The following is a 21,392-nucleotide window of genomic DNA, read 5'->3' as shown; positions in this document are numbered from 1 at the left end:
AACCAACGGCTTCCACAAGTGGATTCACCTCCTCACGAAAGCGGAGTAACGCGAACGTTGATGCCGTTCACCTCGGCATTGCCCGTTCGGTAGAGACTGGCCTTTGCGGCCAATGCCGTACCGGGGTGAGCAATACTGCGGGTGAATGCTTCCAAGGTGCGGATGAGGTTTGCCCACCCGCGTACCTCATAGACGAACGGTCCGTGTTCGTCCGTGATGCTCACCTCAAACCGGTCATGGTTAACGTGCTCGCGATGAAACGCGAACCGAGCTAGCGCTGAACTTCCGCGCCGTCTCATGTGACTCCCTTAGGGATCGCAGTACGGCCCGTTACGGGCCCTTGCAAGTGTCGAGACTGCATAACCGACACTCCCCTAGGCTCACTCGCTCTCAGACGCTTAAAGCGCACTCTGACGGGCCAGTGAGTATCAGTCACTGTGCCCGTTCATCTGTGCGCCGGATGCGTCGTGTTGAACGTGCGAACCGTAGGCAATCTCAGTTGTGCATACGCGCTTCACTCACGCTTTATGAGTCGCGCCGTTTCCACTTGTGTTGGTTGGTTCCGTAGGTACCGCACAACGGCTTTCACGGCTTGTCTGACGCCACGTTCGCTAGGCATGTAGGTCTATTCATCCCGGAAGACCAATCCCGGTTATGGGTCTGGGCTTGGCAGGCCCGCCCTATGGGTGCTCACTCGGAGAGTGAGAGGACACCGAGCCTGGTTTCAGCCGCTTTCTAAGCCACCCCCGTCACTGCGCTTTCGCTAGCCCTTGCCACGGCAGGCAAGACCCCGTCAGACGCTCTCAGAAGGCTTGTGGTTTCCGGTGAGTGCCTGACACGCACCTACGGTGCGCCGGTTGGCTCACGAGACCTACAGGCCCGTTCAGAGAGCGCGTCACATACTCGCGCTCAAGAGGTGACTAGTCCGCAGACTGTCTCTCAGACTCGCTATCCAGTTATCAAGGAACGTTGTTCCGACATCACCCGTCGCATTCACGTCCGGAGCACTGCCGCTCATGTCACTTGCATTCACTTGCCCTCGGGCACCGATTCAGCGTCTGTGCGTGATCCCCGTTTCCGCCTGCCCTTTGGGCTGGTACTCCGGGGCCGCTCTGCTGTGGTGCGGCGTTGAACTGATCCGTTTGTTTCACATCCATCCCAGCAACACAAGTCACGCCACCCAGCAACACAAGTAGCCCACTACGGGCACGCGTAAAGACATAAGGAGTGGTCAGGTCACTTGAGGCTCATTAGCGATAGGACATAGTCGGGCATATCTACCGCGTCCCAGCAACACAAGTCTTTGCTTGGGCTTTACCCTTACAAGCCACGTAAGGGACATAACGGCACGCCTCTTGACCTCTTCGCGTGCTCCTGGTGGGGATGCTTCCACCTAGCGCTCGTCGCCTAGCTCACCGCTACCTGATGACGTGTCATCTAGTGCCGAATCGAGGGGCGCTATTGGTGCATCAATTACGTGATGCACCATTATCATTCACAAGCGCACAAGTATTTATTGTTACCGCACCCCATGCGATGCATGAATACGGGGGTAATATAACGAGAATGCTGTCACGAGGACCGCAGGGGCGCCTTCCTTTGACCGTGTACGGGTTTGACATTATTCACAAGGGCACAAGCCCTAGTCGCCCTCAACCCGCTTCACGGCTCCCCAGGGGCCGGCAGACCTCACCGCGGGCACTCCCAGCCCCTTCAAGAGGGTCGAACCGGACGCCTATTGATGCATCACTTGGGTGAGGTAACAACATTATTGTCGGCTGGCTCACACTTCCGACCCGCCGTGTCCTGATGTGGCTCAGAGGACACGTACGTTATTTGTGACGGGGTTGGTTATGCCCCCGTCACGGAGGCACCAGACATCCGAAAGAGTCTGTCAGGAGTCGGCTCACCCACTAGACTTTGACTCCCGCAGCTCTAGCTAGCGGGGACCAGTCCTAAGAGGGATGGAACCTCCGAGATGACTCAAGCCATCAGGCAGGGCGGAAGGGTTGTTCGTTTGAAGAACCCGAGCCCTCCCGGATTGTCACCTAACCTCCGTGCAGCAGAAATGCCCAGAGACGGCCTAGAGGATGATGTGATCCTCAAAGGCATCAAGTTCGAGGGAACTCACTTCATTGGGATCGAGGCAGAGGCGGCGGAGGCGGAAGGCTGCGTTTTCGAGAACTTGCGTTTCACGGGTTCCCGATTTCGTCAGAGCCAGTTCAGTAATTCCCATTTCGGGACGTGCGACTTTTCGCAAGTAACAGCACTGGACGTATCGCTGATTCGCTGCACCATTAGCGGTAGCCGAATCACCGGCTCTTCATGGAAGTCCGGTACGTTCCGAGATGTGCGGCTTGATGGCTGTATTGCTTCGCCAGCAATGATGCGCCACATGAAGTTCTATGCGGTCGTCTTCAATGACTGCAAGATGGTCGGAGCAGACTTCCAAGGTGCTGAGCTGCATAACGTGCGCTTCGTGAACTGTGATCTCACTGGCGCCCAGTTCGCCAATGCCAAAATGGGCAGCGTGCGTTTCGAGAACAGCACCCTAATCGACGTTGGAGGGGCTGCAAGTCTGAAGGGGGCAACCGTACAAGGCCCAGGGTCCATGGAACTCGCCCTGAGCCTTGCACGGGAAGCGGGGATTCTGTTTGAGCCCTAAGCGGCCACGGACGGCCGGTATCCTGCGAACTCCGCACCGCGGATGGCTCGGGCAACGTCAGCGAAATTGATCGTCTCACCGAAGCCGCAAAGCTCGTCCAACAGCATGCGCCCGTACTCGGTGAAGTGCGGGCGCTGCTTCTTGAGGTCTACGCACGCGTCGCGGAGCGACTTGGTGTAGAGGTCCACCAAGGTCGTCTTTCCTTGGTGATGCTCCATGAACATGAGTGGCACCGTAACGACGGCAGCGTGAAATGCCTTGTCGAGCGGCCTTCGTTGTCCGATCTTGACGGCCGAAAGAGCGCGGTACTGCTCGGCCTCCAGCTCGCTGGACGGCAGTGTGAACGTGCCATACACCGAGTCGCCAACGAACAGGTTGAGGTGCATTCCTTCGTGCACGAGACACATGGCGTAGTCGAGAACGCCCCACTTGGGGCCAGGGCTCATGACAACCACGCCGGGAATGTGCGAGGCCGATCCGCCGCCGTCTGCTCCGGTGTTGACGATCACGAGATCGGTGACCAGGAGGTCAACCATTAACCGCAGCTCCGGACTGATTGCCTCGATGAGCGCCAGGGCCTCGTTCACCCTCTCGTCCCAGACTTCCCGCTTCGGTCCGTCCGTGGTGCCAGCACCCTTGAAGATGTGCTCAAAGATTCCGTGCTTCATGCAGTGGGCCGCCCACTCTCCATCCTCGTAGGAGATCGAGAGCCCTGTTCCCTCCGCCGGCATGGGCCGCAGGATGGAAATGGTCGCCCTGTAGGCGCTAGGCAGCGTGGCAGCGCTGGGGACCTCACCGGTTACCGCCCGCACAAGACGGGCCATGTTCTCGTAGGTGTGGCCGATGCTCATGAAGTGCATGTGAACCTCTCTCAGTGTCGACGTGTGCCCGGAGCGGAAAGCCGCTCCGGGCACACTCGGATTCAGCCCGTTAGGGCTGGGGTCAGGAGGTCCAGCCACCCATCATGCAGCGGTTGACGCCTTCCTGGGAGCGCTGGACGTTCTCCCGGACGGTGGCGACAACGGGAGTCGGGTCCTGCTTCACGGACTCCACCAGGGACGCAAGCGCGCCCACGGAGACGGCCGCCGTTTCGAACGTGAGGCTCTGGTTCATGGTCATTCCTTCGTGTCGAATGACAGGCACTTTCTGACCTACCTGGGAGGCAGGCCCGTCCCCTTGCCCGGACTTGAACCGGGGTCTCCCACTGATGTGACGTCCGCCCTGGATCGGCGTATGTGGGGCTCTGCCTGACTGAGCTACAAGGGATTGGGACCGTGACCCCTACCGGGATCAGAGCGCGGGGGTCGCTAAGGACATCCGACAGGGGCCACGGGTCTAACGGGCGACGAGATCGCCCAAGTCTTTGCTTCTGAGCTGTTGGTCAATCATGTAGGTCAGCTCTGCAATGCACGTCTCGCAGCCGAATACGGCTCCATCCCCCTTAGGGGTCTTCGCTGGGCCGATCCACAGGACACGGGCGTTCTCACGGCGGCAGTACAGGAGGCAGTTGCCAGTGACCCAATGGTTGCCGTCGTCGGTTTGTGGGGGGTCCGCCGAATAGGCAACAGGGAAGGGGTTCACGTGCTCGGAGCCCCGCTGATCACGGCGGGCTCAAGCTCCGCCAGCAGTCTGTCCCTCGGTTCCCAAACGGCATAGTCTGCGAACGTGCGCCGGTATCGAAAGTGCCGGGTCTCCTGAGTGTGCTTCCGCATCCACTCCTCAGCAGCCTCGGGGTGGTCGTGTCTACCGGAGCCTTTTCCACAATCCGCCTCATCCCCCGAGACGCAGACCACTTCGTATTCCGTGGCGGCCGTCTGGTCCTGAGCCACGGAGTATGGGACGTACCTGAACGTGCTTCTCACAGCGCCCCCGCACTCCTTGCGTTGGCCACGGCCAATTTCGCCTGCATCCGCTCTTCCTGAGGGCACTCCCTGACGTCCTCCGGGACTACATGCCACTCCTTGCCACCGCCTACAGGGCGGAGTTGGTAGCCACCGAAGTCGAACCCCATAACCTCACCCACGTTGCCCTTAGCGTCCTTCACGATCTCGCGAGGCTTGGGCGCGTGAGGGGCTTCGGTCTGCGCCTGGTGGCTCATGACGACGCCCCCTTGAGGGCCGCCGTCAGCTTCCGGGCCGTCTCCAAGTTGCAGCGACTCAGCTCGATGAGGGGCGGGGCCTTGCCGACACAGGAGGCCGGATCGATCCGGAGCGAAGGGAGGACGATGCCCGCAGCCTTGAGGACCGCTATCAGTTCGTCACGAACCCGCTCAGCTTCTGCGATCGTGTCGGCCGCCATCCTTCGGCGCTCTGTCGTCGCCATGTCGCATCCTCCATTGCCAGGTGCCGGCTGGTGACGACCAGTCAACGACGCCTTCGAGAAGCGAGACAGGTGAAACAAGGTGGAACGCCCTTGCGTGACCCCGGTGATTTTTACCTTCACCTGTGTCCGTGGGGTCGCTCAGGGCTACCGTGGGGACATGCCGGAGGACAACGAGAAGCTTGCTGACCGGATGGAACAACTCGGCATTGGTCAGGCTGAGTTAGCACGTCAGGTCAATGCTGAGATCGAACTTCTGACGGGCAAGCTGGGCAGGGTCACTGACGCGGACGTACGCCGATGGCTACGCGGCAAGACGAAGTGGCCGCAGGATCGCATCAGGCTCCCCCTGGAACGGGTACTCACTGCCAGTTCCGAGGATCTAGGGTTCGTGCCCCGCAAGAAGGAGGCAGATCCTGTGCACCGTCGTACGTTCCTCCACGCAGCGAGCGGCTCAGCCATAGCCCTCGGGACCTCAGGTATCAGCGACCATGGGCGACTTGGCATCAGTGATGTCCGGCGCTTCCATCAGGACTACGTTGCCAATCTCCGGGCTGACGAAGCGGGACGGGGCTCGAAGAGGGTGGAGAACCTTGCGGTGGAACTGGCTTCTCGAATCGAGTCCGCTCTAGCAGTGTCCACGGCTTCGACGCGCGTGCGGAACATGCTTCATCGGCTCGCCGCGGAAGTCATCAGCTCCGCCGCCTTCGCTTCGCTCGACGCCAGCGCACCACAGCGGGCGCGCGTACATCTCGACAGAGCCTTGACCTTCGCTGGCCTGTCTCGGGACAGCGAGGCGATGTTTCACGTCTGGAACCACATGTTCCTGACGTCCAGCATGCGGGAGAACCATCCTGAGGCCGTAGCAGGTGCAGAGGTGATGAAGCGCTCGTCAGTCGCACGGCGAGATCCGCTCTATGCCTCTCTCGGGCACGTACGCAACGCCAACGGACTAGCACGCCTGCCAGCGCGGCGGTCCGACGCTCTGCGTGCCCTCAACGATGCCGAACGCGCCTTTGCGCGGGCCACCGAGCAACAGCGCCCCGAGTGGGTCAGTTTCTACGACAGCAGCGAGTTTGACGCCCTGTCCTCGTTCATGTGGACGGCACTAGGGGATCACGGAAGGGCTGAATACTGCTTGCACCGCACCCTTGCGAGCCTGCCAGATGGTATGGCTCGTAACCGGGCCTTGTATACGGCGCACTTGGCCCTCGCTCAGGCCAGGCAAGGGGAGTTGGAACTCGCCAGCGCGACAGGTCGCAAGGCGTACGTGATGCTTCCTTCGGCGTCTGGGTCACGGCGCACGACCAACACTCTGGCTGCCACACGCAACGTGCTCGTAGCCTCGGGCTCGAAGGCGCCCGAAGTTGCCGAGTGGGTCGAGGAGTCTGCCCAATGGATCTGAAGCGCTACACGCACTCAGACGCACGGGACGTGCGTTCTCTGCTGCTGGACATCCACGACGAGGCATACGCCGACGATTCGGACCCGTTCCACTCGCGTGAGCGCTTCTCCTACTACGTTGATCTCTGGTCTTCACGAGAAGACTGGCAATGCATTTCTGGCTGGGAGGAGGGCGGCCCGGTTGGCTATGCCTACGGCTCTGCGCTCAAGCCGGGTGGCTGGTGGAAGGGTCATCGGCGTCCTTCCGACCTCAGGGGTTCCGTGTTCGCTTTGTCCGAACTCATGGTGATTCCCAAATGGCGCGGTACTGGACGGGCACAGCAGATCCATGACGCGCTACTCAAGGAGGTGACTGCCGACATGGTTACGCTCCAGGTAGAGGCTGGGCGCCCCAGGGTGCGGGCCCTGTACGAGCGTTGGGGCTACTGCAAGGCAGGCGAGGCAAAGTCCTCCGACGACTCACCTCTATACGCGGTCATGGTGAAGGCGCTCCATCTACACGTTGAAGCGGAACAGCACTGAGCTTTGTCTCAGGTGCCGCTTCAGGACGGCCCGAACACACCTGGGGCGGATCAGCCAAGAGTCAGGCCGATGAGCTGATGAACGGCTGCGCCCGGATCTTCCGTGTGGCCGCTGGCCGGCACGTACACTGAGGCTGACGGCCCTCCTCATGTACCCCTTGAGGAGGGCCGTCGTCGTGTCTGCTGACGCACGCGAAGAGCCCCCTCCGCGGAGGGGGCTCCCTCGGATGTTGTTTCCACTGGTCAGGCGACCAAATGTGTCAGTCGAGACCTAGCCCACGTGATTGAAAGGAATTCTGGAAAGCGGAGCCATCAACCGGTCGCCTGACGGTACTTCCGGACCGCCAGCGTCCGGAACGCCACGATGATCAGGACCGACCAGAGCGCCGACGCGATCACGGGGTGCTGCATCGGCCAGGCGTCCGGCACCGGATAGTTCGGCGGCAGGTTGCCGAACAGTTCACGACAGGCTTGCACCGTGGCGCTGAACGGGTTCCAGTTCGCGATGGTCTGAAGGAACGGCGGCATGTTCTCGGACGGCACGAAGGCGTTCGAGATGAACGTCAGCGGGAACAGCCAGATCAGTCCGCCGGAGGTGGCCGCCTCGGGAGTTCGTACGGAAAGGCCGATCAGCGCACCGATCCAGGAGAACGCATACCCAAGGAGCAGCAGCAGGCCGAAGCCAGCGAGCACTTTGCCGAAGTTCTCGTGCGTGCGCCAGCCGACGAGGACAGCGACGATTGCGAGAACTACGAGTGTAAGCGCGGTCTGCACGAGGTCGGCGAGGGTACGGCCGGTGAGCACGGCACCGCGGGACATCGGCAACGACCGGAACCGGTCGATCAGGCCCTTGTGCATGTCATCGGCGATACCCGCACCGGCACCCGCCGTGGCGAAAGTGACGGTCTGGGCGAAGATGCCCGCCATCAGGAACTCTCGGTACCCGGAGGGGCTGAGCCCGCTGCCGGGCACGCTGATCGATCCGCCGAAGACGTAGCTGAACAGCACCACGAACATGATCGGTTGGATGAGCCCAAAAACGACCACTTCGGGAATCCGGGCCATGCGAATCACGTTCCGCCGGGCGATGACCAACGAATCACTCGTGCCGCTCACGTTGTCTGCTCCTTCCGGGCTCCCAGCCCACTCACGTGCATGTCTCGGCTGTGCGACGAAGCGAAACCTAGCCAAGACGAGCGAACAGGATTCGGGATGCGGGTCATCCGGATCAGATTGCGCTTGGCGACGACGAGCGAGTCGTTGACGGACTGGACGACGCCGCCGCGGGGCCTCGGCGCCGCCGGCTTCAGGGCTTCCGTAGTGGTGGTCACTTCGTGCTCTCCTTCCGGGACTTCTTGCCCTTGGCCGCCACGGCGTCCTCGGGTTCGCCGCTCTCCTCGTCCTGGAGCTCGGCGGCATGGCCGGTGAGCGAGATGAAGACGTCGTCGAGGGTGGGGCGGCGCAGACCGATGTCGTCGATCTCAACACCCCGGGTGTCCAGTTCGCGGATGACCTCGGCGAGCAGCTTCGCGCCGCCGGTGACCGGGACGGTGAGCTTGCGGGTGTGGTCGGCGACGGCGACATCGCCCTTGCCGAGGCCGAGCAGGACCTCGCGGGCAGGGGCGATCTGGTCACGCTCGTGCACGACGACCTCGACGCGCTCGCCGCCCGTCTGGGCCTTGAGCTGGTCGGCGGTGCCGCGGGCGATGACCTTGCCGTGGTCGATGACGCAGATGTCGTCGGCCAGGTGGTCGGCCTCTTCGAGGTACTGGGTGGTGAGCAGCAGTGTCGTACCGCCGCCGACCAGTTCCTGGATGACCTCCCACAGCTGCATCCGGTTGCGCGGGTCGAGCCCGGTGGTGGGCTCGTCCATGAACATCACGGGCGGGGAGACAACCAGGGCGGCGGCGAGGTCGAGCCGGCGGCGCATACCGCCGGAGTACGTCTTGGCCGGGCGGTCGGCGGCGTCCGCGAGGTTGAAGCGGTCGAGCAGCTGGACCGCCCGTGCCTTCGCGTCGCGCGCGCTCATCTGGTAGAGCTGGCCGACCATCTGGAGGTTCTCACGGCCTGTCAGATACTCGTCGACCGCGGCGAACTGGCCGGACAGGCCGATGCAGCGGCGGACTTCGTTCGGGTGCTTCAGGACGTCGATACCGGCGACGACTGCCTTGCCGCTGTCGGGCTGCAGCAAGGTGGTCAGTACGCGCACGGCGGTGGTCTTGCCGGCTCCGTTGGGGCCGAGAAGACCCAGGACCGTACCTTCCGGGACGTCGAGATCGACACCGTCCAGAGCCCTTACTTCGCCGAAGGTCTTGACCAGACCTTCGGCGTATATGGCGCCTGGCATATGGGTCTCCCAAGGTGGTGACAGGTGGGTGGGTTCTTGGTGCGAAAACTTGGACGTGTACGTCTTCCAGCGCCCGGCGGGAGCATGGCAGGCGCCACCATAACGCGATACATCGCGACACTCAAGACTGTGTCGCGAGGCAGTGATGTCCGAGGCCATGTTCTGGACGGTGTCCCGATGCGGTGTCCCGAGACGATGTCCCGAGGCGATTCGCGAGGAAGTGACGGCGAGCGCGTGCCCCCAGCTCAGCCCGTGATCGTGTAACCCGCCTCGCGCAGCGCCGTCGCGACCTCTTCGCAGTGCTCCGGGCCCTTCGTCTCCAGCTGCAACTCCACCTCCACCTCCGTGAGCCCGAGCCGCGGATCGGTCCGTACATGACTCACGTCAAGCACGTTAGCGTCGACCACTGACAATGCCGCCAGAAGTGCGGCAAGCGCTCCCGGCCGGTCCGTCAGACGCACCCGCAGCGAGAGATAGCGGCCCGCCGCCGCCATGCCGTGCCGCAGGATGCGCTGCATCAGCAGCGGGTCCACATTGCCGCCCGACAGCAGGGCGACAACCGGCCCCTGGAACGACCGCGGGTCACTCAGCAGCGCCGCCACCGGACTCGCCCCGGCAGGCTCGACAACGAGCTTGGCCCGCTCCAGGCAGAGCAGCAGCGCGCTGGAGAGCGCGTCCTCGGTGACCGTACGGACCTCATCGACGAGATCGCCAATGATTTTGAACGGAACGTCGCCGGGCCGGCCCACCTTGATGCCGTCCGCCATCGTCGTCGGCGAATCGATCGACACCGGGTGCCCGGCGGACAGAGACGGCGGGTACGCGGCCGCGCCCTCCGCCTGCACACCGATCAGCTTCACATCGGGACGCAGCGCCTTCACCGCCACCGCGATACCGGCCGCGAGCCCGCCGCCGCCGATACCGATGACGATCGTCCGCACCTCCGGGCACTGCTCGAGGATCTCCAGACCCACCGTGCCCTGCCCGGCGATGATGTCCGGGTGGTCGAAGGGGTGGATGAAGACCGCGCCCGTATCGCGCGCGTACTCCTGCGCAGCGGCCAGAGTCTCGTCGATGACCTGACCGTGCAGCCGCACCTCGGCTCCGTACTCCCTGGTCGCGGCGACCTTCGGCAGCGGCGCTCCCATCGGCATGAACACGGTGGAATGCACGCCGAGCAGCGAGGACGCCAGCGCCACACCCTGCGCGTGGTTGCCGGCGGAAGCGGCCACGACGCCCGCCGCGCGCTCCTCCGGGGAGAGGCCGGCGATCCGTACGTACGCGCCGCGCAGCTTGAACGAACCGGTGCGCTGAAGGTTCTCGCACTTGAGGTGGACGGGCGCGCCCACCAGCCGCGACAGATGCCTGCTGCCCTCCATCGCGGTGGTCCTCGCGACCCCGGAGAGCATCTTCTGTGCACCGCGGATGTCGTCGAGAATGACGGGACGCAAGGTGCCAGACGTACTGAAGCTCATGACGCCCAGTCTCGCAGCTCATCGACCCGGCGGCCGCCCGGATCCCGTGCTTCCCCACTGGTTTGTGCAGCGCTGGTACGCACCGGGTGAAGGCCGCGTACTCTGTCCCCCACCAACCGACCACCGCACGAGAGAGCCCCCTAGCCATGCCCACCTCTCAGGACATGACGACTCATCTCGACCCCGGCCTCCTCGATGCTCTCCAGCACCAGGTCGCCGTCTTCGCACGCCGCGCGGAACAGACCCGGCTCGGCGGGGTCGGCCAGGTCCGCAACTCCATGGACCGCGCCGCCTATCTGCTTCTCAACCGGCTCGACCTGGAAGGCCCGATGGGCGTCAAGGCGCTGGCCGCGGGGATGGGCATCGACTCGTCGACCGTCACCCGCCAGGTGGCGCCGCTCGTCGACACCGGCCTGGTCAAGCGCACCTCGCACCCGGAGGACGGCCGTGCGGTCGTGCTCCAGCTGTCCCCGCGCGGCCAGGCCAGGCTCGAAGAGGTCCGCTCCTCGCGGCGCGAGCTGATGGCCCAGGTGACGGACGGCTGGACGGAGACGGAGCGTGAGTCGTTCTGCACTCTGCTCACCCGCTTCAACTCCGCGCTCTCCGCACGCCAGTCCGGCCTGCCGCCCGTGGACACGGAGACACCGCCGACCTCTTGACCCCGGTAGCGCATCTGCCTCTATATGAGGAGGTGAGCGAGCGGCAGACGGCCCAGAGACGTCGCCGGGCCCGGGAGTTCGAGGCATTCGTCGCGGGCGCGGCCGGCCGACTACTGCATGCGGCGACGCTGCTCACCGCGGAGGCGCCCGGCGTCAATCCGCACGCGCAGCAGCTGCTGACCGCCGCGCTGGCCCACACGTACGCCGAGTGGGACCGGCTGCGCGGCGAGGACCCGTACGACCGCACCCGTCAGGAACTCGCCGCCCGCTTCGCACGCAGCGGCTGGCGCCACCACAAGGCGCACGGCGGCGTACTGGAACGCCTCACCCCGCAGGAGCGCCTGATTCTGGTGCTGCGCCTGTACGAAGGGGTGGCCGAGGAGCAGACGGCGGCGCTGATCGGACTCCCGGTGGAACGGGTCCGCGCGATCTGCACGCGCGCGATCGCGACGATGCGCAGCGCCCCGCCGGCGCCGCCGCGCGCCCCGGTGCAGGCGGTGTCATGAGCCGCCCGGACCGCAAGGAGGACGAGGTCCGCCGGATGCTGGAGACCCGGCATCCGCCGGTCCCGGCCGATCTGGCGGCCCGCGCCGCGGAACACGGCACCCGCCTGCTGCGCCGCCACCGGGCGCTGCGCCGCGCGGCATGGCTGCTGCTGGTGGCGGCGGCGATCGCGTTCGCGATCTGGGCGGCGACGGCGGAGCCGTGGGTCACGCCGCCGACGAAGACGACTCCTCCACTGGAGGGCTGGTAAGTCGCCCTTTCGTCAGGATGTGTCCGGCCTGTACGGATCTATGCTGAAGGAAGCGGCGTACAGACCGACCGAGGAGGTCGCCATGACGAGAAAAGTTGCCGACTGCCGCAAGTTCCCCAGCGAGACGAACTGCTCCCTCACCATCGCCGGTGAGGAAGAGGAAGTCGTACGGGCCGCCAGTGAACACGCGGTCTCCGTCCACGGGCACCCGGACAGTCTGGAGCTGCGCGGGCAGATCCGCGAGACCCTCGAGGACGAGAAGGTCAGCGCCTGACGTCGTTCGCCGGACGGGCTCGGTCAAGCCCGTCCGGCGTTGCGGACCCACCGGCTGCCGGACGGACCGGCTGCCGGACGGACGCGGTCAGCCCAGCGCCTGCTTCAGGTCCGCCAGCAGGTCGTCGCCCGACTCGATGCCCACCGACAGGCGCACCAGGTCTCCCGGGACCTCCAGCGCCGAACCCACCACCGACGCGTGCGTCATCCGGCCCGGGTGCTCGATGAGGGACTCGACGCCGCCCAGGGACTCGCCCAGCGTGAAGAGCTTCGCGCGGTTGCAGACCTCGACAGCCGCCTCCTCGCCGCCCGCGATCCGGAACGAGACCATGCCGCCGAACGCCTTCATCTGCTTCGCGGCGATCTCGTGCCCCGGGTGCTCCGGCAGCCCCGGGTAGAGGACCTTGGTGACCTTGGGATGCTTGGTGAGCATCTCGGCGACGCGGCCGGCGTTCTCGCTGTGCCGGTCCATACGGACGGGCAGGGTCTTGATACCGCGCAGCACCAGCCACGCGTCGAACGGGCCCGCCACCGCGCCCATCGCGTTCTGGTGGTACGCCAGTTCCTCGCCGACCCTCTCGTCCGCCGCGATCAGCGCACCGCCGACGACGTCCGAGTGCCCGCCCATGTACTTGGTGAGGGAGTGCACGACGATGTCCGCGCCGAGCGCGATCGGCTGCTGCAGGTAGGGGCTGGCGAAGGTGTTGTCGACGACGAGCTTCGCGCCCGCGCCGCGCGCCACGTCCGCCACGGCCGCGATGTCGGTGATGCCGAGCAGCGGGTTGGAGGGCGTCTCGACCCAGATCACCTTCGTCTTGGGGGTGACCGCGGCACGTACCGCCGCCGGGTCGGAGGTGTCGGCCACCGACCACTCCACGCCCCAGCGCGAGACGACCTTCGCGAAGAGCCGGAAGGTGCCGCCGTACGCGTCGTTCGGGATCACCACATGGTCGCCCGGCGCCAGCAGCGTACGCAGCAGGCAGTCCTCCGCCGCGAGTCCGGACGCGAAGGCGAGTCCGCGCCGGCCGCCTTCGATGGCCGCCAGGTTCTCCTCCAGCGCGGTACGCGTCGGGTTGGCGCTGCGGCTGTACTCGTAGCCGCCGCGGAGTCCGCCCACGCCGTCCTGCTTGTAGGTGGACACCTGGTAGATGGGCGGGACGACCGCGCCGGTCAGCGGATCCGCGGTGTTGCCCGCGTGGATGGCAAGGGTCTCGAAGCTGTGCAAGCTGTGCTGGTCACTCATGAGCCCGAGCGTAGTCCGGCCGGGGCCCCGGACGTGGCCCCGGCCCGACCTCTGTCCGGAACACCGACCTCTGTCCGGAACACCCGACCCCTGTCCGGAACAATGGGGTCATGGAGATTCTCTGGTTCCTGATCGCGATGGCTCTGCTGGCCGCGGCCTTCGGTCCCTACCTGCTGCGCCGCCGCTCCGGCATCCGCCAGGTCGCGCCCGGCTCGCCCGACGCCGCCGACCCGGACACCTACGGATTTGTGCGCCAGGAGGAGCTGGACATCCGGCTGCCGGGACCTGACCAGGACCTCCTCGACGTACTCGATGTCGTCCAGCGCACCCAGGAGTGGCGGGCCGCCGCCCAGCTGCTGGCCGGCACCCCGAAGGAGGGCGAGGTGCGCTGGCAGCGCGTCCAGGCCTTCGCCGGCGCCGCGTCGCTGGAGCTCCAGCAGCGGCCTGGCGTCGGCGGCGCGTGGCTGCGCGCCTGGCGCACCGAGTCCCCGAAGGACGCGGGCGCCGCGCAGGTGCACGCCGAGTTCCTGGTGCAGCAGGCCTGGCGGTCCTCGACCGCCGGGACGGACGACTTCCGGATCATCCTGGAGGAGGCCCGCGCGGTCTGCGGCGAGGCGGCACTGCTCGCGCCCGGCGACCCGATCCCGTACATCGTCGAACTCGCCGTCGCGCGCGGACTCGGCTACTCCCCCGAGCAGTTCGACCAGGTGTGGGCGAAGGTCATCGACCGCGCGCCGGAGCACATGGGCGCGCATCTGGCCGCGCTGCAGTACTGGTGCGAGAAGTGGCACGGCTCGCGCGAGGAGGCGGACCACTTCGCGACAACGGCCGCGGCACGCGCCCCGCAGGGCTCGCTCCTTGCCGCTCTCCCGCTCTTCGCGGTGTACGAGCACATCCCGGACGTGGTTCTGGTCCAGGGCTTCCATCAGAGCGCGGTGGTCACAAAGGCGGTGGAGGGCGCACTCTTCGCGGTGCACTCCGCCCGCGCCGACGACCCGATGCTCGCGCACGTACGCCATCTGCTGATCTTCTTCCTCGTACGTTCCGAGAGGTGGGCGGAGGCGATGAACCAACTGGTGCGGGTGGACGGCCACATCGGCGCGCTGCCGTGGACGCACAGCGGCGATCCGGCGGCGGAGTACACGGTCTACCGGGCGCTGGCGGTGGCCGGGTACGAGGCGAACGGCGGCAGCCCGGCGACGCTGCCGCGCTGACGCGGCGGGGCGCGTCAGCGGCGGTTCGACGACGGATCGACGCCGGTTCGACGCCGGGTCGACGCCGGGTCGAGGCACTTCCCCGACCCGGCGAAGGCGTACATCGCGGCCCGCGAGGAAGGGGTCCGCGAGGCAGCAGGCTGAGGAATGCCCGGCGGGGTCCGTACGTTCCCCTGTATGGACCCCACACCCTGAGGAGCCCCGCATGTTCCTGTCCCGCCGCACCCCTGAGCTCCCCACCCCCGACCAGGCCCTACGCGGCCGCCCCGACCCCGAATTCTCCGTCCCCGACCGCCACACGGTGCTGGGCAACCCGCTGCTGGGCCCGTACCCGGAGGGTCTGGAGATCGCGGACTTCGGCTTGGGCTGTTTCTGGGGCGCGGAGCGCAAGTTCTGGCAGACGGAAGGCGTCTGGACGACCTTGGTCGGCTACCAGGGCGGCTACACACCGAACCCGGCATACGAAGAGGTCTGCTCGGGCCTGACGGGCCACACGGAGGCGGTACGCGTCGTCTTCGACCCGAAGGTCGTCTCGTACGCGGAGCTGCTGAAGCTGTTCTGGGAGTCCCACAACCCGACGCAGGGCTTCCGCCAGGGCAATGACGTGGGCACGCAGTACCGCTCGGCGATCTACACCCACTCCGATTCCCAGGCGCAGGCCGCGGCGGCATCACGCGAGGCGTACCAGAAGGTCCTGACGGGATCGGGATACGGCACGATCACGACGGAACTGCTCCCTGCGGAGGGGCGGCCGTTCTGGCCTGCTGAGGGGTATCACCAGCAGTATCTTGACCGCAACATTAACGGCTACTGCGGGATCGGCGGCACCGGTGTCTCCTGCCCGATCGGCGTCGCCAAGGCAGATGGCTGAGCCTCTCTCCCAGCAGGCGACGGCGACGTTGAAGGCGCTGCTGACCGGCTCGGATCCGGTGAGCAGCGCGCTGCGCACTCAGATTCCGCATACGCAGGTGGCGGACAGGTGCGGATGCGGCTGTGTGACGGTCGACCTGGCGGTGGACCGCGCCGCGGTGCCGCCGGCTCCGACGCACGGCAATCCGGCTGCGGATGCCTGGTACATCTCGCCCGAGGACGCCGGGGCAATGGTGTTTCACGAAGGACGGCTATCTCTCGCTCTTGGAGATCTACTCGGCGTCCAGCGAGCCGATCACAGCATGGCCGCAGCCTCGCTTCGTCGAGCGCTGAGCAGCCGACAGCGCAAGCGAGAACACCCACCCTGGTCAAGCGAGAGCAGTCACCAGCCCGATACCGCGGCCTGGGCGGGGAAGGGGCGCTGCCTGCCCGATCGGTGTCGCGGAAGGCCGACGGCTGATGGAGTGCCACTGTGCCGCGGCGGGAGAACCTTTGTAATGTTCGCGCCATGGTGGATCAGGAAGAACCTGCACGTTTCGTGAATCGCTGGGGTGATACATCGGACCCGGCCCCCGGCAGTCGCGGCTCCTACCGGGACACCTGCATGTGCTTCGACCAGCGCAAGCCACATCCACGTGCGCGCGTGGGCTTCCACCCAGAACGTCAGGACACGTCAGCCCTGAGCTGGCAGCGCCTGCTCGCGCTCATCGAGGAAGCGGCCGCTGACGGCAGAGAGGAGTTCCGCCCGCTCGCCGAACTCAGCCCCGATGAACGCCGACAGATCATTACCCTGCCCGTTACCATCGCGAAGCTGACCGCCGTCAGGCACCTTGTCCTCTACGGCAGTAACCTCGTCCGGATCCCCCCGGAGATCGGCGCCATGAGCAGCCTGGAGGAGTTCACCCCCTACACCTCATACCGGCTGCACTGGTTCCCTTACGAGATCACCAGATGCTCAAAGCTCACCAGAAGTACGGTCAGCACACGCGCGCTCTACGGCAACTACAAGTTGCGGGCACCCTTCCCCCGGCTTCAGCGCCCGGGGAGCAGCTCGGCGGACCGCCTCGATCGCGGAGATCTGGATCCTCATATTTGGGGTGCGACCACAATCCGCTCATGCAGCGTTTGCGGCCAGCAGATCAAACAGACCGAGCTCCGTCAGGCATGGATCTCCTTGCGAGTAGCCACGGACGCCCTTCCCCTGTTGGTCAATGCATGCTCGCCACAGTGCCTGACAGCTCTGCCCCGTGGCGCTGGGGACTACATCCCAACGACGCACGCAGGCGGCCGAGTCGACCAACCGTCTCCGGACTACCTCTAACCGTCCACAGCTGGTGCTCTTGGGTATGCAATACCCCCCAGGTCCAATGAACAGCAGCACTGATAACTGGACTGTCTCCTGACCGAGACCACGGCACTCGCGCGGATCACGTATCGGATGCTCCCGCATCTCGGTCGGCCACCAGCTGATGCCACTCATGACTGCACCCCTCAGCGCAATAGCGCTGGTGTCTCCGAGCATCCGCGATGCCGAGCAGAGCGACCAGTAGCCGGAACGCCTTGGTGAGCTCATACATAGGCAGTTGGGACATGTGGAAGCGTCCCAGGCTGGCCATCACGGCAGGTGTATGGGTGGGTCGTATCCCTGAACGCGCTATACCCTCTGCCGCGTCTTCCTTTGTGGTACGGGCCTGACCACAGAACAGTGACAGTTCACGCAGCGTCAGACGCTGCTCCTCGTCCGCGAGATTTTCGAACCACGCGACGCCCTCTGGCATCGGACGGAGCCCTTGAGCAAGCTCGTTGAGGATGATCTCGCGTTCACGCATCACTGCTTCGCCTCCTGACCGTGCAACATCCCGCAAACCAACAAAGTAACGACCCGTGCCCCCGCCCCGGACAGCATTCATACTGATCGAACTGACCGAGCACCAGGATCCGTTGGCCAGGAGTAGCAGGACCGGATGGGCATCATTGCCGGCGAAGGGCATGCTGTGGGCTCGACGCCGCTGAGCTGCCCAGCCCGGGCTGGGGGTGGCGCTCCGCGCCGGGGCCGGGACCTCGAACGCCGGGACCGACCAGGGCCGCTCAACGCACCGGGAAGCCGCAGGAGTAGCCCTGCTCCTTGAGCCAGGGGAGGATCCGGCGCAGGGCCTCGACGGTCTGGGAACGGTCGCCGCCCGCGTCGTGGAAGAGGAGCGTCGGCCCATTGGGCAGCTCCCGCTCGACGGTGGCGACGATGGCGTCCGTGCCCGGTCGTTCGAAGTCCTTGGTGTCCACGTTCCAGCCCAGCGGGCGCATCCCCCGGGAAGCGGCGAGCGTACGGCTGTGAGGGGTGAAGGCCCCGCCGGGCGCCCGGTAGTACATCGGCCGTACACCTCCGGACGCCTCGGTGATCATGCGTTCGGCGTCGCGTATCTGCTGCGACTGGTAGGCCTGGGACTTCTTGTCCATGGTGGTGTCGTGCGACACCGAGTGGTTGCACAGCCGGTGCCCGGCCGCGACCACCTTCTTCACGAGGTCCGGGTGGGCCTGCGCCTGCATCCCCACCATGCAGAACGTGGCCTTCACCCCGTACTCCCGCAGCACGTCCAGCACTTGAGGGGTCCACACAGGGGCGGGGCCGTCGTCGATGGTGATGTTGACGCCGCGCGTCCCCTTGTCCGAGGCGTGCGCGATGGTCACCGCGACCTGCTTGACGTCACTGCCCGGCGTCGCCGACGCGGCCGCCTTTGGCGACGAGCCGCCCACGGCGCTGGCCTGCGCCGTCCACACCGAGGCACCGGTGGCGAGCACCGTCACCCCGAGCGCCGCCCCGACCAGCTTGCCGTACCAGCCCCGCCCACCACCGTGCCGTGCCATGTCCGCCCCGCTTTCGCCCAGTCCCTGGCCGATCCCCGGTCACTTTGCGACCACCTGGCAGGACGAGGGGCGGCGGCCACGGGATGCGTCCGTTACCGATCGCGGACAATCTCGGGGGAGTTCGCGGACAACTCGGCCGGCAGCGGCCAGAACCGGGCCAGTTGGCCCGTTCTCAGGGCGGCGGCCACGGTGCGGGTGTCGTTCCACTCAGCCTCCCCGGACATCCCCGACGACGAAGCAAGGCGTTGGTGGACAGTCCAGCGCCTGGTGGAAGGCCAATGAACGCGACACTCACCCTCGACCGGCGCGACTTTGGCTCCCCAGCAACAAAGCGGGGCTCTGACACCAGCAGTACCTTTCGAGCTGTACGTGGGGCAAAGGCCCTTGAGGCGAAGCGACTCGACTACGGCCTCGGGCGTCGCATCAGCGGCGCGAATTTCCCGACGACACCGAGACTGCCGCCTATCTCGCGGCGGCAGCCCTATGCCACGCTGTGACACGGTGCGGCGGTCTCGCTCAGCAGGGTCCAACCAGGCAACGAGTGTGGCACTCAGAATCGACGGAACAGAGGTCTGACGTCAGGAGCGGGCCATGGGTGAGGCGTGGACAGTGGGCAGCACACTGGCAGCACTCCTGGTCGCGGTCGCGGCATTCCTTGTCCCTCATCGCAGGGCGCTCAAGGCAGAACGGGAAGCCGCAGCCGTACAGGCACGCTCGGCCGCGGGCCGTGCATCCTTGGTCACGGCTTCAACCCCCTGGTCCAGTAGCACAACCATTGACGTAATGATCACCAACGGTGCACCAACCGCCATCGCCGATGTGGCACTGCCGTGCCCAGCGCGCTGGCGGCATTGCTGGACGAGGGAGACGCCGGTGGCTCGGTGGCCGTCTTCGTGGACGGCCGGCCGGTGGTGGACGTCTGGGGCGGCTTCACCGACGCCGACCGTACGATCCCGTGGCAGCGCGACACGATCGTCAACGTCTGGTCCGTCACCAAGACGATGACCGCGCTGTGCGCGCTGGTTCTCGCCGACCGTGGCGAACTCGACCTGGCCGCGCCGGTCACCCGGTACTGGCCGGAGTTCGCCGCGGCGGGCAAAGAGAAGGTGCTGGTACGCCACCTGCTCGCGCACACGGCTGGCCTGCCCGACTGGGACTCCTTCTGGGAGGGACACTTCACTCTGCGGTTTCGGACGGGCTCGTCCAGTGGAGGGTCCCGCCCACACAGTCGCAGCGGGGGCGCCGCCTTGTAAGGGGCGATCGAAAATCAATGGCCGACCGGCCCGGCCGGCACCACCCTGTACGCCATGGAAGAACCGCAACGCGGGATCCGTGCGCTCCACACGGCATCCACGGTCACCGTCTACCAGGCGTACTCCCCGGACATCGGCCTGCCGGCCGTCCGCGAGGGTCGCTTCCCCGCCACGTGGAAGCGGGACCGGATGACATGGATCAAGCCGTCGTTCCTGTGGATGATGTACCGCTGCGGATGGGGCACGAAGGCCGGTCAGGAGACAGTCCTCGCCATCGAGATCTCCCGCAGCGGCTTCGAGTGGGCGTTGCGCCACGCGTGCCTGTCGAGCTACGTGCGCGGGGTGCATCCCGACCGCAGCACCTGGCAACGTCAGGTGAAGCGCGCACTCGCCCGCGTCCAATGGGACCCCGAGCGCGATCTGCACCTGCGGCCACTGCCGTACCGCTCGCTGCAACTCGGGCTCTCCGGTGAGGCCGTACGACGCTACGCGGACGAGTGGACGGTCGCCATCAGCGACGTGACTCCGCTCGCCCGTGACATCCACGCGCTCGTAAGCCACGGCGACGTGGACTCCGCGGCCCAACTGCTGCCCCAGGAGCGTCCTTACCCCGCCGCGGACGAACTGCTGACACACCTGCATCCGTGACGGGCGAGCCCGCCCAACGACCAACTGTCGCCCCTGGGACACATGGCAGCACAGCATCGGCGGGACGGGCGTCTCGTGCCCCATCGGCGTCGCGAAGGCCGAGGGGTGAGTTCCGGCTTCACCCCCGAGCTGCTGGAGGGGCTGTGGCAGGAACGGCGGCCGTCCGCCCTCGCCCACACGTTCCGCACTACGTACGCGGAACGCTGGGTGCGCTTCCACAGCCTCGCCCCTCGCGTGCCCGTGGAGCGGGGATTCAGGGGGAACACCGGTCGATCACGGGGCATCGAAACGAGACCGGCCCCCGACCAAGTTGACTGGTCAGGGGCCATCCACGTGCGGTGGGTGTGGGATTTGAACCCACGGTGACATCGCTGCCACGACGTTTACAGGCTGCAGGCATTCGATGCGATGTGCTCGAAGGATCCTCGTGGGCGCGGGGCGGTAGGGCACACACGGGTGTCACTCTGGGCCTGTCCTGAGGCACGAATACTGGCTCAGGGGTCGAGCCGGTCCAGCGCGGCGTCGCCCGACTGGGCCTTGTACGACAGCAGGTACTGCTGGCCGCTCAGCTGGAGCGGGACGAGTGACGTCCAGCCGCCTGTCCAACCCTGGCGCCACTCCTCCGAGTAGCTACCGTCGGGCTTGAAACGGTCCAGCGCGGCGTCGCCCGACTCGGCCCTGTACGACAGCAGGTACTGCTGGCCGCTGGACTGGAGCGGGAGGAGTGACGTCCAGCCGCCTGCCCAACCCTGGCGCCACACCTCCGAGTAGCTACCGTCGGGCTTGAAACGGTCCAGCGCGGCGTCGCCCGACTCGGCCCTGTACGACAGCAGGTACAGCTGGCCGTTCGACTGGAGCGGGAGGAGTGACGTCCAGCCGCCTGCC

General features: G+C 65.9%; 23 protein-coding genes and 1 pseudogene. 12 read left to right on the top strand and 12 right to left on the bottom strand.

The genetic code is table 11. From position 1 onward, the window contains the following. Positions 1–32: 32 nt before the first annotated feature. The gene (locus ACFYXH_RS02620) at positions 33–224 is read right to left on the bottom strand and encodes a hypothetical protein (protein ID WP_389559962.1); all 192 of its coding nucleotides are present in this window, start codon (positions 222–224) and stop codon (positions 33–35) included. A gap of 1,754 nt (positions 225–1,978) precedes the next feature. On the opposite strand from ACFYXH_RS02620, the gene ACFYXH_RS02615 reads away from it, so the two are divergent. After that, on the top strand, positions 1,979–2,665 hold the full coding sequence (locus ACFYXH_RS02615) for a pentapeptide repeat-containing protein (RefSeq protein ID WP_389559960.1): 687 nt from the start codon (positions 1,979–1,981) through the stop codon (positions 2,663–2,665). Here ACFYXH_RS02615 and ACFYXH_RS02610 read toward each other — a convergent pair. From ACFYXH_RS02610 to ACFYXH_RS02595, 4 genes are all read right to left on the bottom strand, one after another. Continuing rightward, complete coding sequence (locus tag ACFYXH_RS02610) at positions 2,662–3,516, bottom strand: aKG-HExxH-type peptide beta-hydroxylase (protein ID WP_389559959.1); 855 nt, start codon at positions 3,514–3,516, stop codon at positions 2,662–2,664. The genes ACFYXH_RS02615 and ACFYXH_RS02610 overlap by 4 nt on opposite strands. Positions 3,517–3,607: 91 nt before the next feature. Continuing rightward, positions 3,608–3,778 carry a hypothetical protein gene (locus ACFYXH_RS02605; RefSeq protein WP_389559957.1) on the bottom strand — a complete coding sequence of 57 codons (171 nt, stop codon included), beginning with the start codon at positions 3,776–3,778 and terminating at the stop codon, positions 3,608–3,610. 745 nt (positions 3,779–4,523) lie between these two features. Next, entirely contained in the window at positions 4,524–4,763 is a 240-nt protein-coding gene (locus ACFYXH_RS02600) for a hypothetical protein (protein WP_389559956.1), read from the bottom strand. Then, positions 4,760–4,987, bottom strand: a complete 228-nt coding sequence (locus ACFYXH_RS02595) for a hypothetical protein (protein WP_389559954.1) — start codon at positions 4,985–4,987, stop codon at positions 4,760–4,762. The genes ACFYXH_RS02600 and ACFYXH_RS02595 overlap by 4 nt, the downstream gene beginning before the upstream one ends. A gap of 157 nt (positions 4,988–5,144) precedes the next feature. On the opposite strand from ACFYXH_RS02595, the gene ACFYXH_RS02590 reads away from it, so the two are divergent. Then, on the top strand, positions 5,145–6,389 hold the full coding sequence (locus ACFYXH_RS02590) for an XRE family transcriptional regulator (RefSeq protein WP_389559953.1): 1,245 nt from the start codon (positions 5,145–5,147) through the stop codon (positions 6,387–6,389). After that, positions 6,380–6,910, top strand: a complete 531-nt coding sequence (locus tag ACFYXH_RS02585) for a GNAT family N-acetyltransferase (RefSeq protein ID WP_389559951.1) — start codon at positions 6,380–6,382, stop codon at positions 6,908–6,910. Before ACFYXH_RS02590 ends, ACFYXH_RS02585 begins: the two co-directional genes overlap by 10 nt. A 311-nt stretch (positions 6,911–7,221) precedes the next feature. Here ACFYXH_RS02585 and ACFYXH_RS02580 read toward each other — a convergent pair whose 3' ends face one another. The 3 genes from ACFYXH_RS02580 to ilvA form a co-directional block, all read right to left on the bottom strand. Continuing rightward, positions 7,222–8,025: an ABC transporter permease gene (locus ACFYXH_RS02580; RefSeq protein WP_389559949.1), complete on the bottom strand. Its 804-nt coding sequence runs from the start codon at positions 8,023–8,025 to the stop codon at positions 7,222–7,224. Positions 8,026–8,236: 211 nt separating this feature from the next. Then, the gene (locus ACFYXH_RS02575) at positions 8,237–9,256 is read right to left on the bottom strand and encodes an ATP-binding cassette domain-containing protein (RefSeq protein ID WP_389559948.1); all 1,020 of its coding nucleotides are present in this window, start codon (positions 9,254–9,256) and stop codon (positions 8,237–8,239) included. A 245-nt stretch (positions 9,257–9,501) separates the two neighbouring features. Then, on the bottom strand, positions 9,502–10,731 hold the full coding sequence (gene ilvA, locus ACFYXH_RS02570) for a threonine ammonia-lyase (protein WP_389559947.1): 1,230 nt from the start codon (positions 10,729–10,731) through the stop codon (positions 9,502–9,504). Positions 10,732–10,877: 146 nt separating this feature from the next. On the opposite strand from ilvA, the gene ACFYXH_RS02565 reads away from it, so the two are divergent. From ACFYXH_RS02565 to ACFYXH_RS02550, 4 genes are all read left to right on the top strand, one after another. Further along, entirely contained in the window at positions 10,878–11,390 is a 513-nt protein-coding gene (locus tag ACFYXH_RS02565; protein ID WP_327325729.1) for a MarR family transcriptional regulator, read from the top strand. A 32-nt stretch (positions 11,391–11,422) separates the two neighbouring features. Further along, the gene (locus tag ACFYXH_RS02560; RefSeq protein ID WP_389559945.1) at positions 11,423–11,896 is read left to right on the top strand and encodes a sigma factor-like helix-turn-helix DNA-binding protein; all 474 of its coding nucleotides are present in this window, start codon (positions 11,423–11,425) and stop codon (positions 11,894–11,896) included. Next, the gene (locus tag ACFYXH_RS02555) at positions 11,893–12,144 is read left to right on the top strand and encodes a hypothetical protein (RefSeq protein ID WP_389559943.1); all 252 of its coding nucleotides are present in this window, start codon (positions 11,893–11,895) and stop codon (positions 12,142–12,144) included. The genes ACFYXH_RS02560 and ACFYXH_RS02555 overlap by 4 nt, the downstream gene beginning before the upstream one ends. An 82-nt stretch (positions 12,145–12,226) precedes the next feature. After that, positions 12,227–12,418, top strand: coding sequence for a DUF1059 domain-containing protein (locus ACFYXH_RS02550; RefSeq protein WP_327325726.1), 192 nt, complete (start codon positions 12,227–12,229; stop codon positions 12,416–12,418). A gap of 87 nt (positions 12,419–12,505) precedes the next feature. Here ACFYXH_RS02550 and ACFYXH_RS02545 read toward each other — a convergent pair whose 3' ends face one another. Next, positions 12,506–13,660 (bottom strand): cystathionine gamma-synthase, encoded by a 1,155-nt coding sequence (locus tag ACFYXH_RS02545; RefSeq protein ID WP_389559940.1) that lies wholly within the window; start codon positions 13,658–13,660, stop codon positions 12,506–12,508. 110 nt (positions 13,661–13,770) lie between these two features. On the opposite strand from ACFYXH_RS02545, the gene ACFYXH_RS02540 reads away from it, so the two are divergent. The 3 genes from ACFYXH_RS02540 to ACFYXH_RS02530 all read left to right on the top strand — a co-directional run bounded on the left by ACFYXH_RS02540 (position 13,771) and on the right by ACFYXH_RS02530 (position 17,065). Next, positions 13,771–14,874: a hypothetical protein gene (locus ACFYXH_RS02540; protein WP_389559939.1), complete on the top strand. Its 1,104-nt coding sequence runs from the start codon at positions 13,771–13,773 to the stop codon at positions 14,872–14,874. A gap of 205 nt (positions 14,875–15,079) precedes the next feature. After that, positions 15,080–15,745, top strand: a complete 666-nt coding sequence (gene msrA, locus ACFYXH_RS02535) for a peptide-methionine (S)-S-oxide reductase MsrA (protein WP_389559937.1) — start codon at positions 15,080–15,082, stop codon at positions 15,743–15,745. 507 nt (positions 15,746–16,252) lie between these two features. Continuing rightward, positions 16,253–17,065, top strand: coding sequence for a leucine-rich repeat domain-containing protein (locus ACFYXH_RS02530; RefSeq protein ID WP_389559935.1), 813 nt, complete (start codon positions 16,253–16,255; stop codon positions 17,063–17,065). A gap of 106 nt (positions 17,066–17,171) precedes the next feature. Here the strand turns inward: ACFYXH_RS02530 and ACFYXH_RS02525 are convergent, their stop codons facing one another. Together ACFYXH_RS02525 and ACFYXH_RS02520 are read right to left on the bottom strand one after the other, a co-directional pair. Beyond that, positions 17,172–17,573 (bottom strand): DUF5958 family protein, encoded by a 402-nt coding sequence (locus ACFYXH_RS02525; protein ID WP_389559934.1) that lies wholly within the window; start codon positions 17,571–17,573, stop codon positions 17,172–17,174. Positions 17,574–17,832: 259 nt separating this feature from the next. Then, positions 17,833–18,606 carry a polysaccharide deacetylase family protein gene (locus ACFYXH_RS02520; RefSeq protein WP_389559932.1) on the bottom strand — a complete coding sequence of 258 codons (774 nt, stop codon included), beginning with the start codon at positions 18,604–18,606 and terminating at the stop codon, positions 17,833–17,835. An 830-nt stretch (positions 18,607–19,436) separates the two neighbouring features. On the opposite strand from ACFYXH_RS02520, the pseudogene ACFYXH_RS02515 reads away from it, so the two are divergent. Both ACFYXH_RS02515 and ACFYXH_RS02510 read left to right on the top strand, forming a co-directional pair. After that, positions 19,437–19,763: pseudogene (locus tag ACFYXH_RS02515) on the top strand (serine hydrolase domain-containing protein); the annotation flags it as partial. 150 nt (positions 19,764–19,913) lie between these two features. Beyond that, positions 19,914–20,507 (top strand): DUF4291 domain-containing protein, encoded by a 594-nt coding sequence (locus tag ACFYXH_RS02510; protein WP_389559931.1) that lies wholly within the window; start codon positions 19,914–19,916, stop codon positions 20,505–20,507. Positions 20,508–21,001: 494 nt separating this feature from the next. Here the strand turns inward: ACFYXH_RS02510 and ACFYXH_RS02505 are convergent. Then, a partial coding sequence (locus ACFYXH_RS02505) for a hypothetical protein (RefSeq protein ID WP_389559929.1) occupies positions 21,002–21,392 on the bottom strand: 391 nt, incomplete at its 5' end.

The sequence above is a fragment of the Streptomyces sp. NPDC002730 genome, assembly GCF_042888805.1.
Taxonomy (GTDB): Bacteria; Actinomycetota; Actinomycetes; order Streptomycetales; family Streptomycetaceae; genus Streptomyces.
Note: the sequence above shows the minus strand (reverse complement) of the source record. Positions and strands in the feature narration are given on the sequence as shown.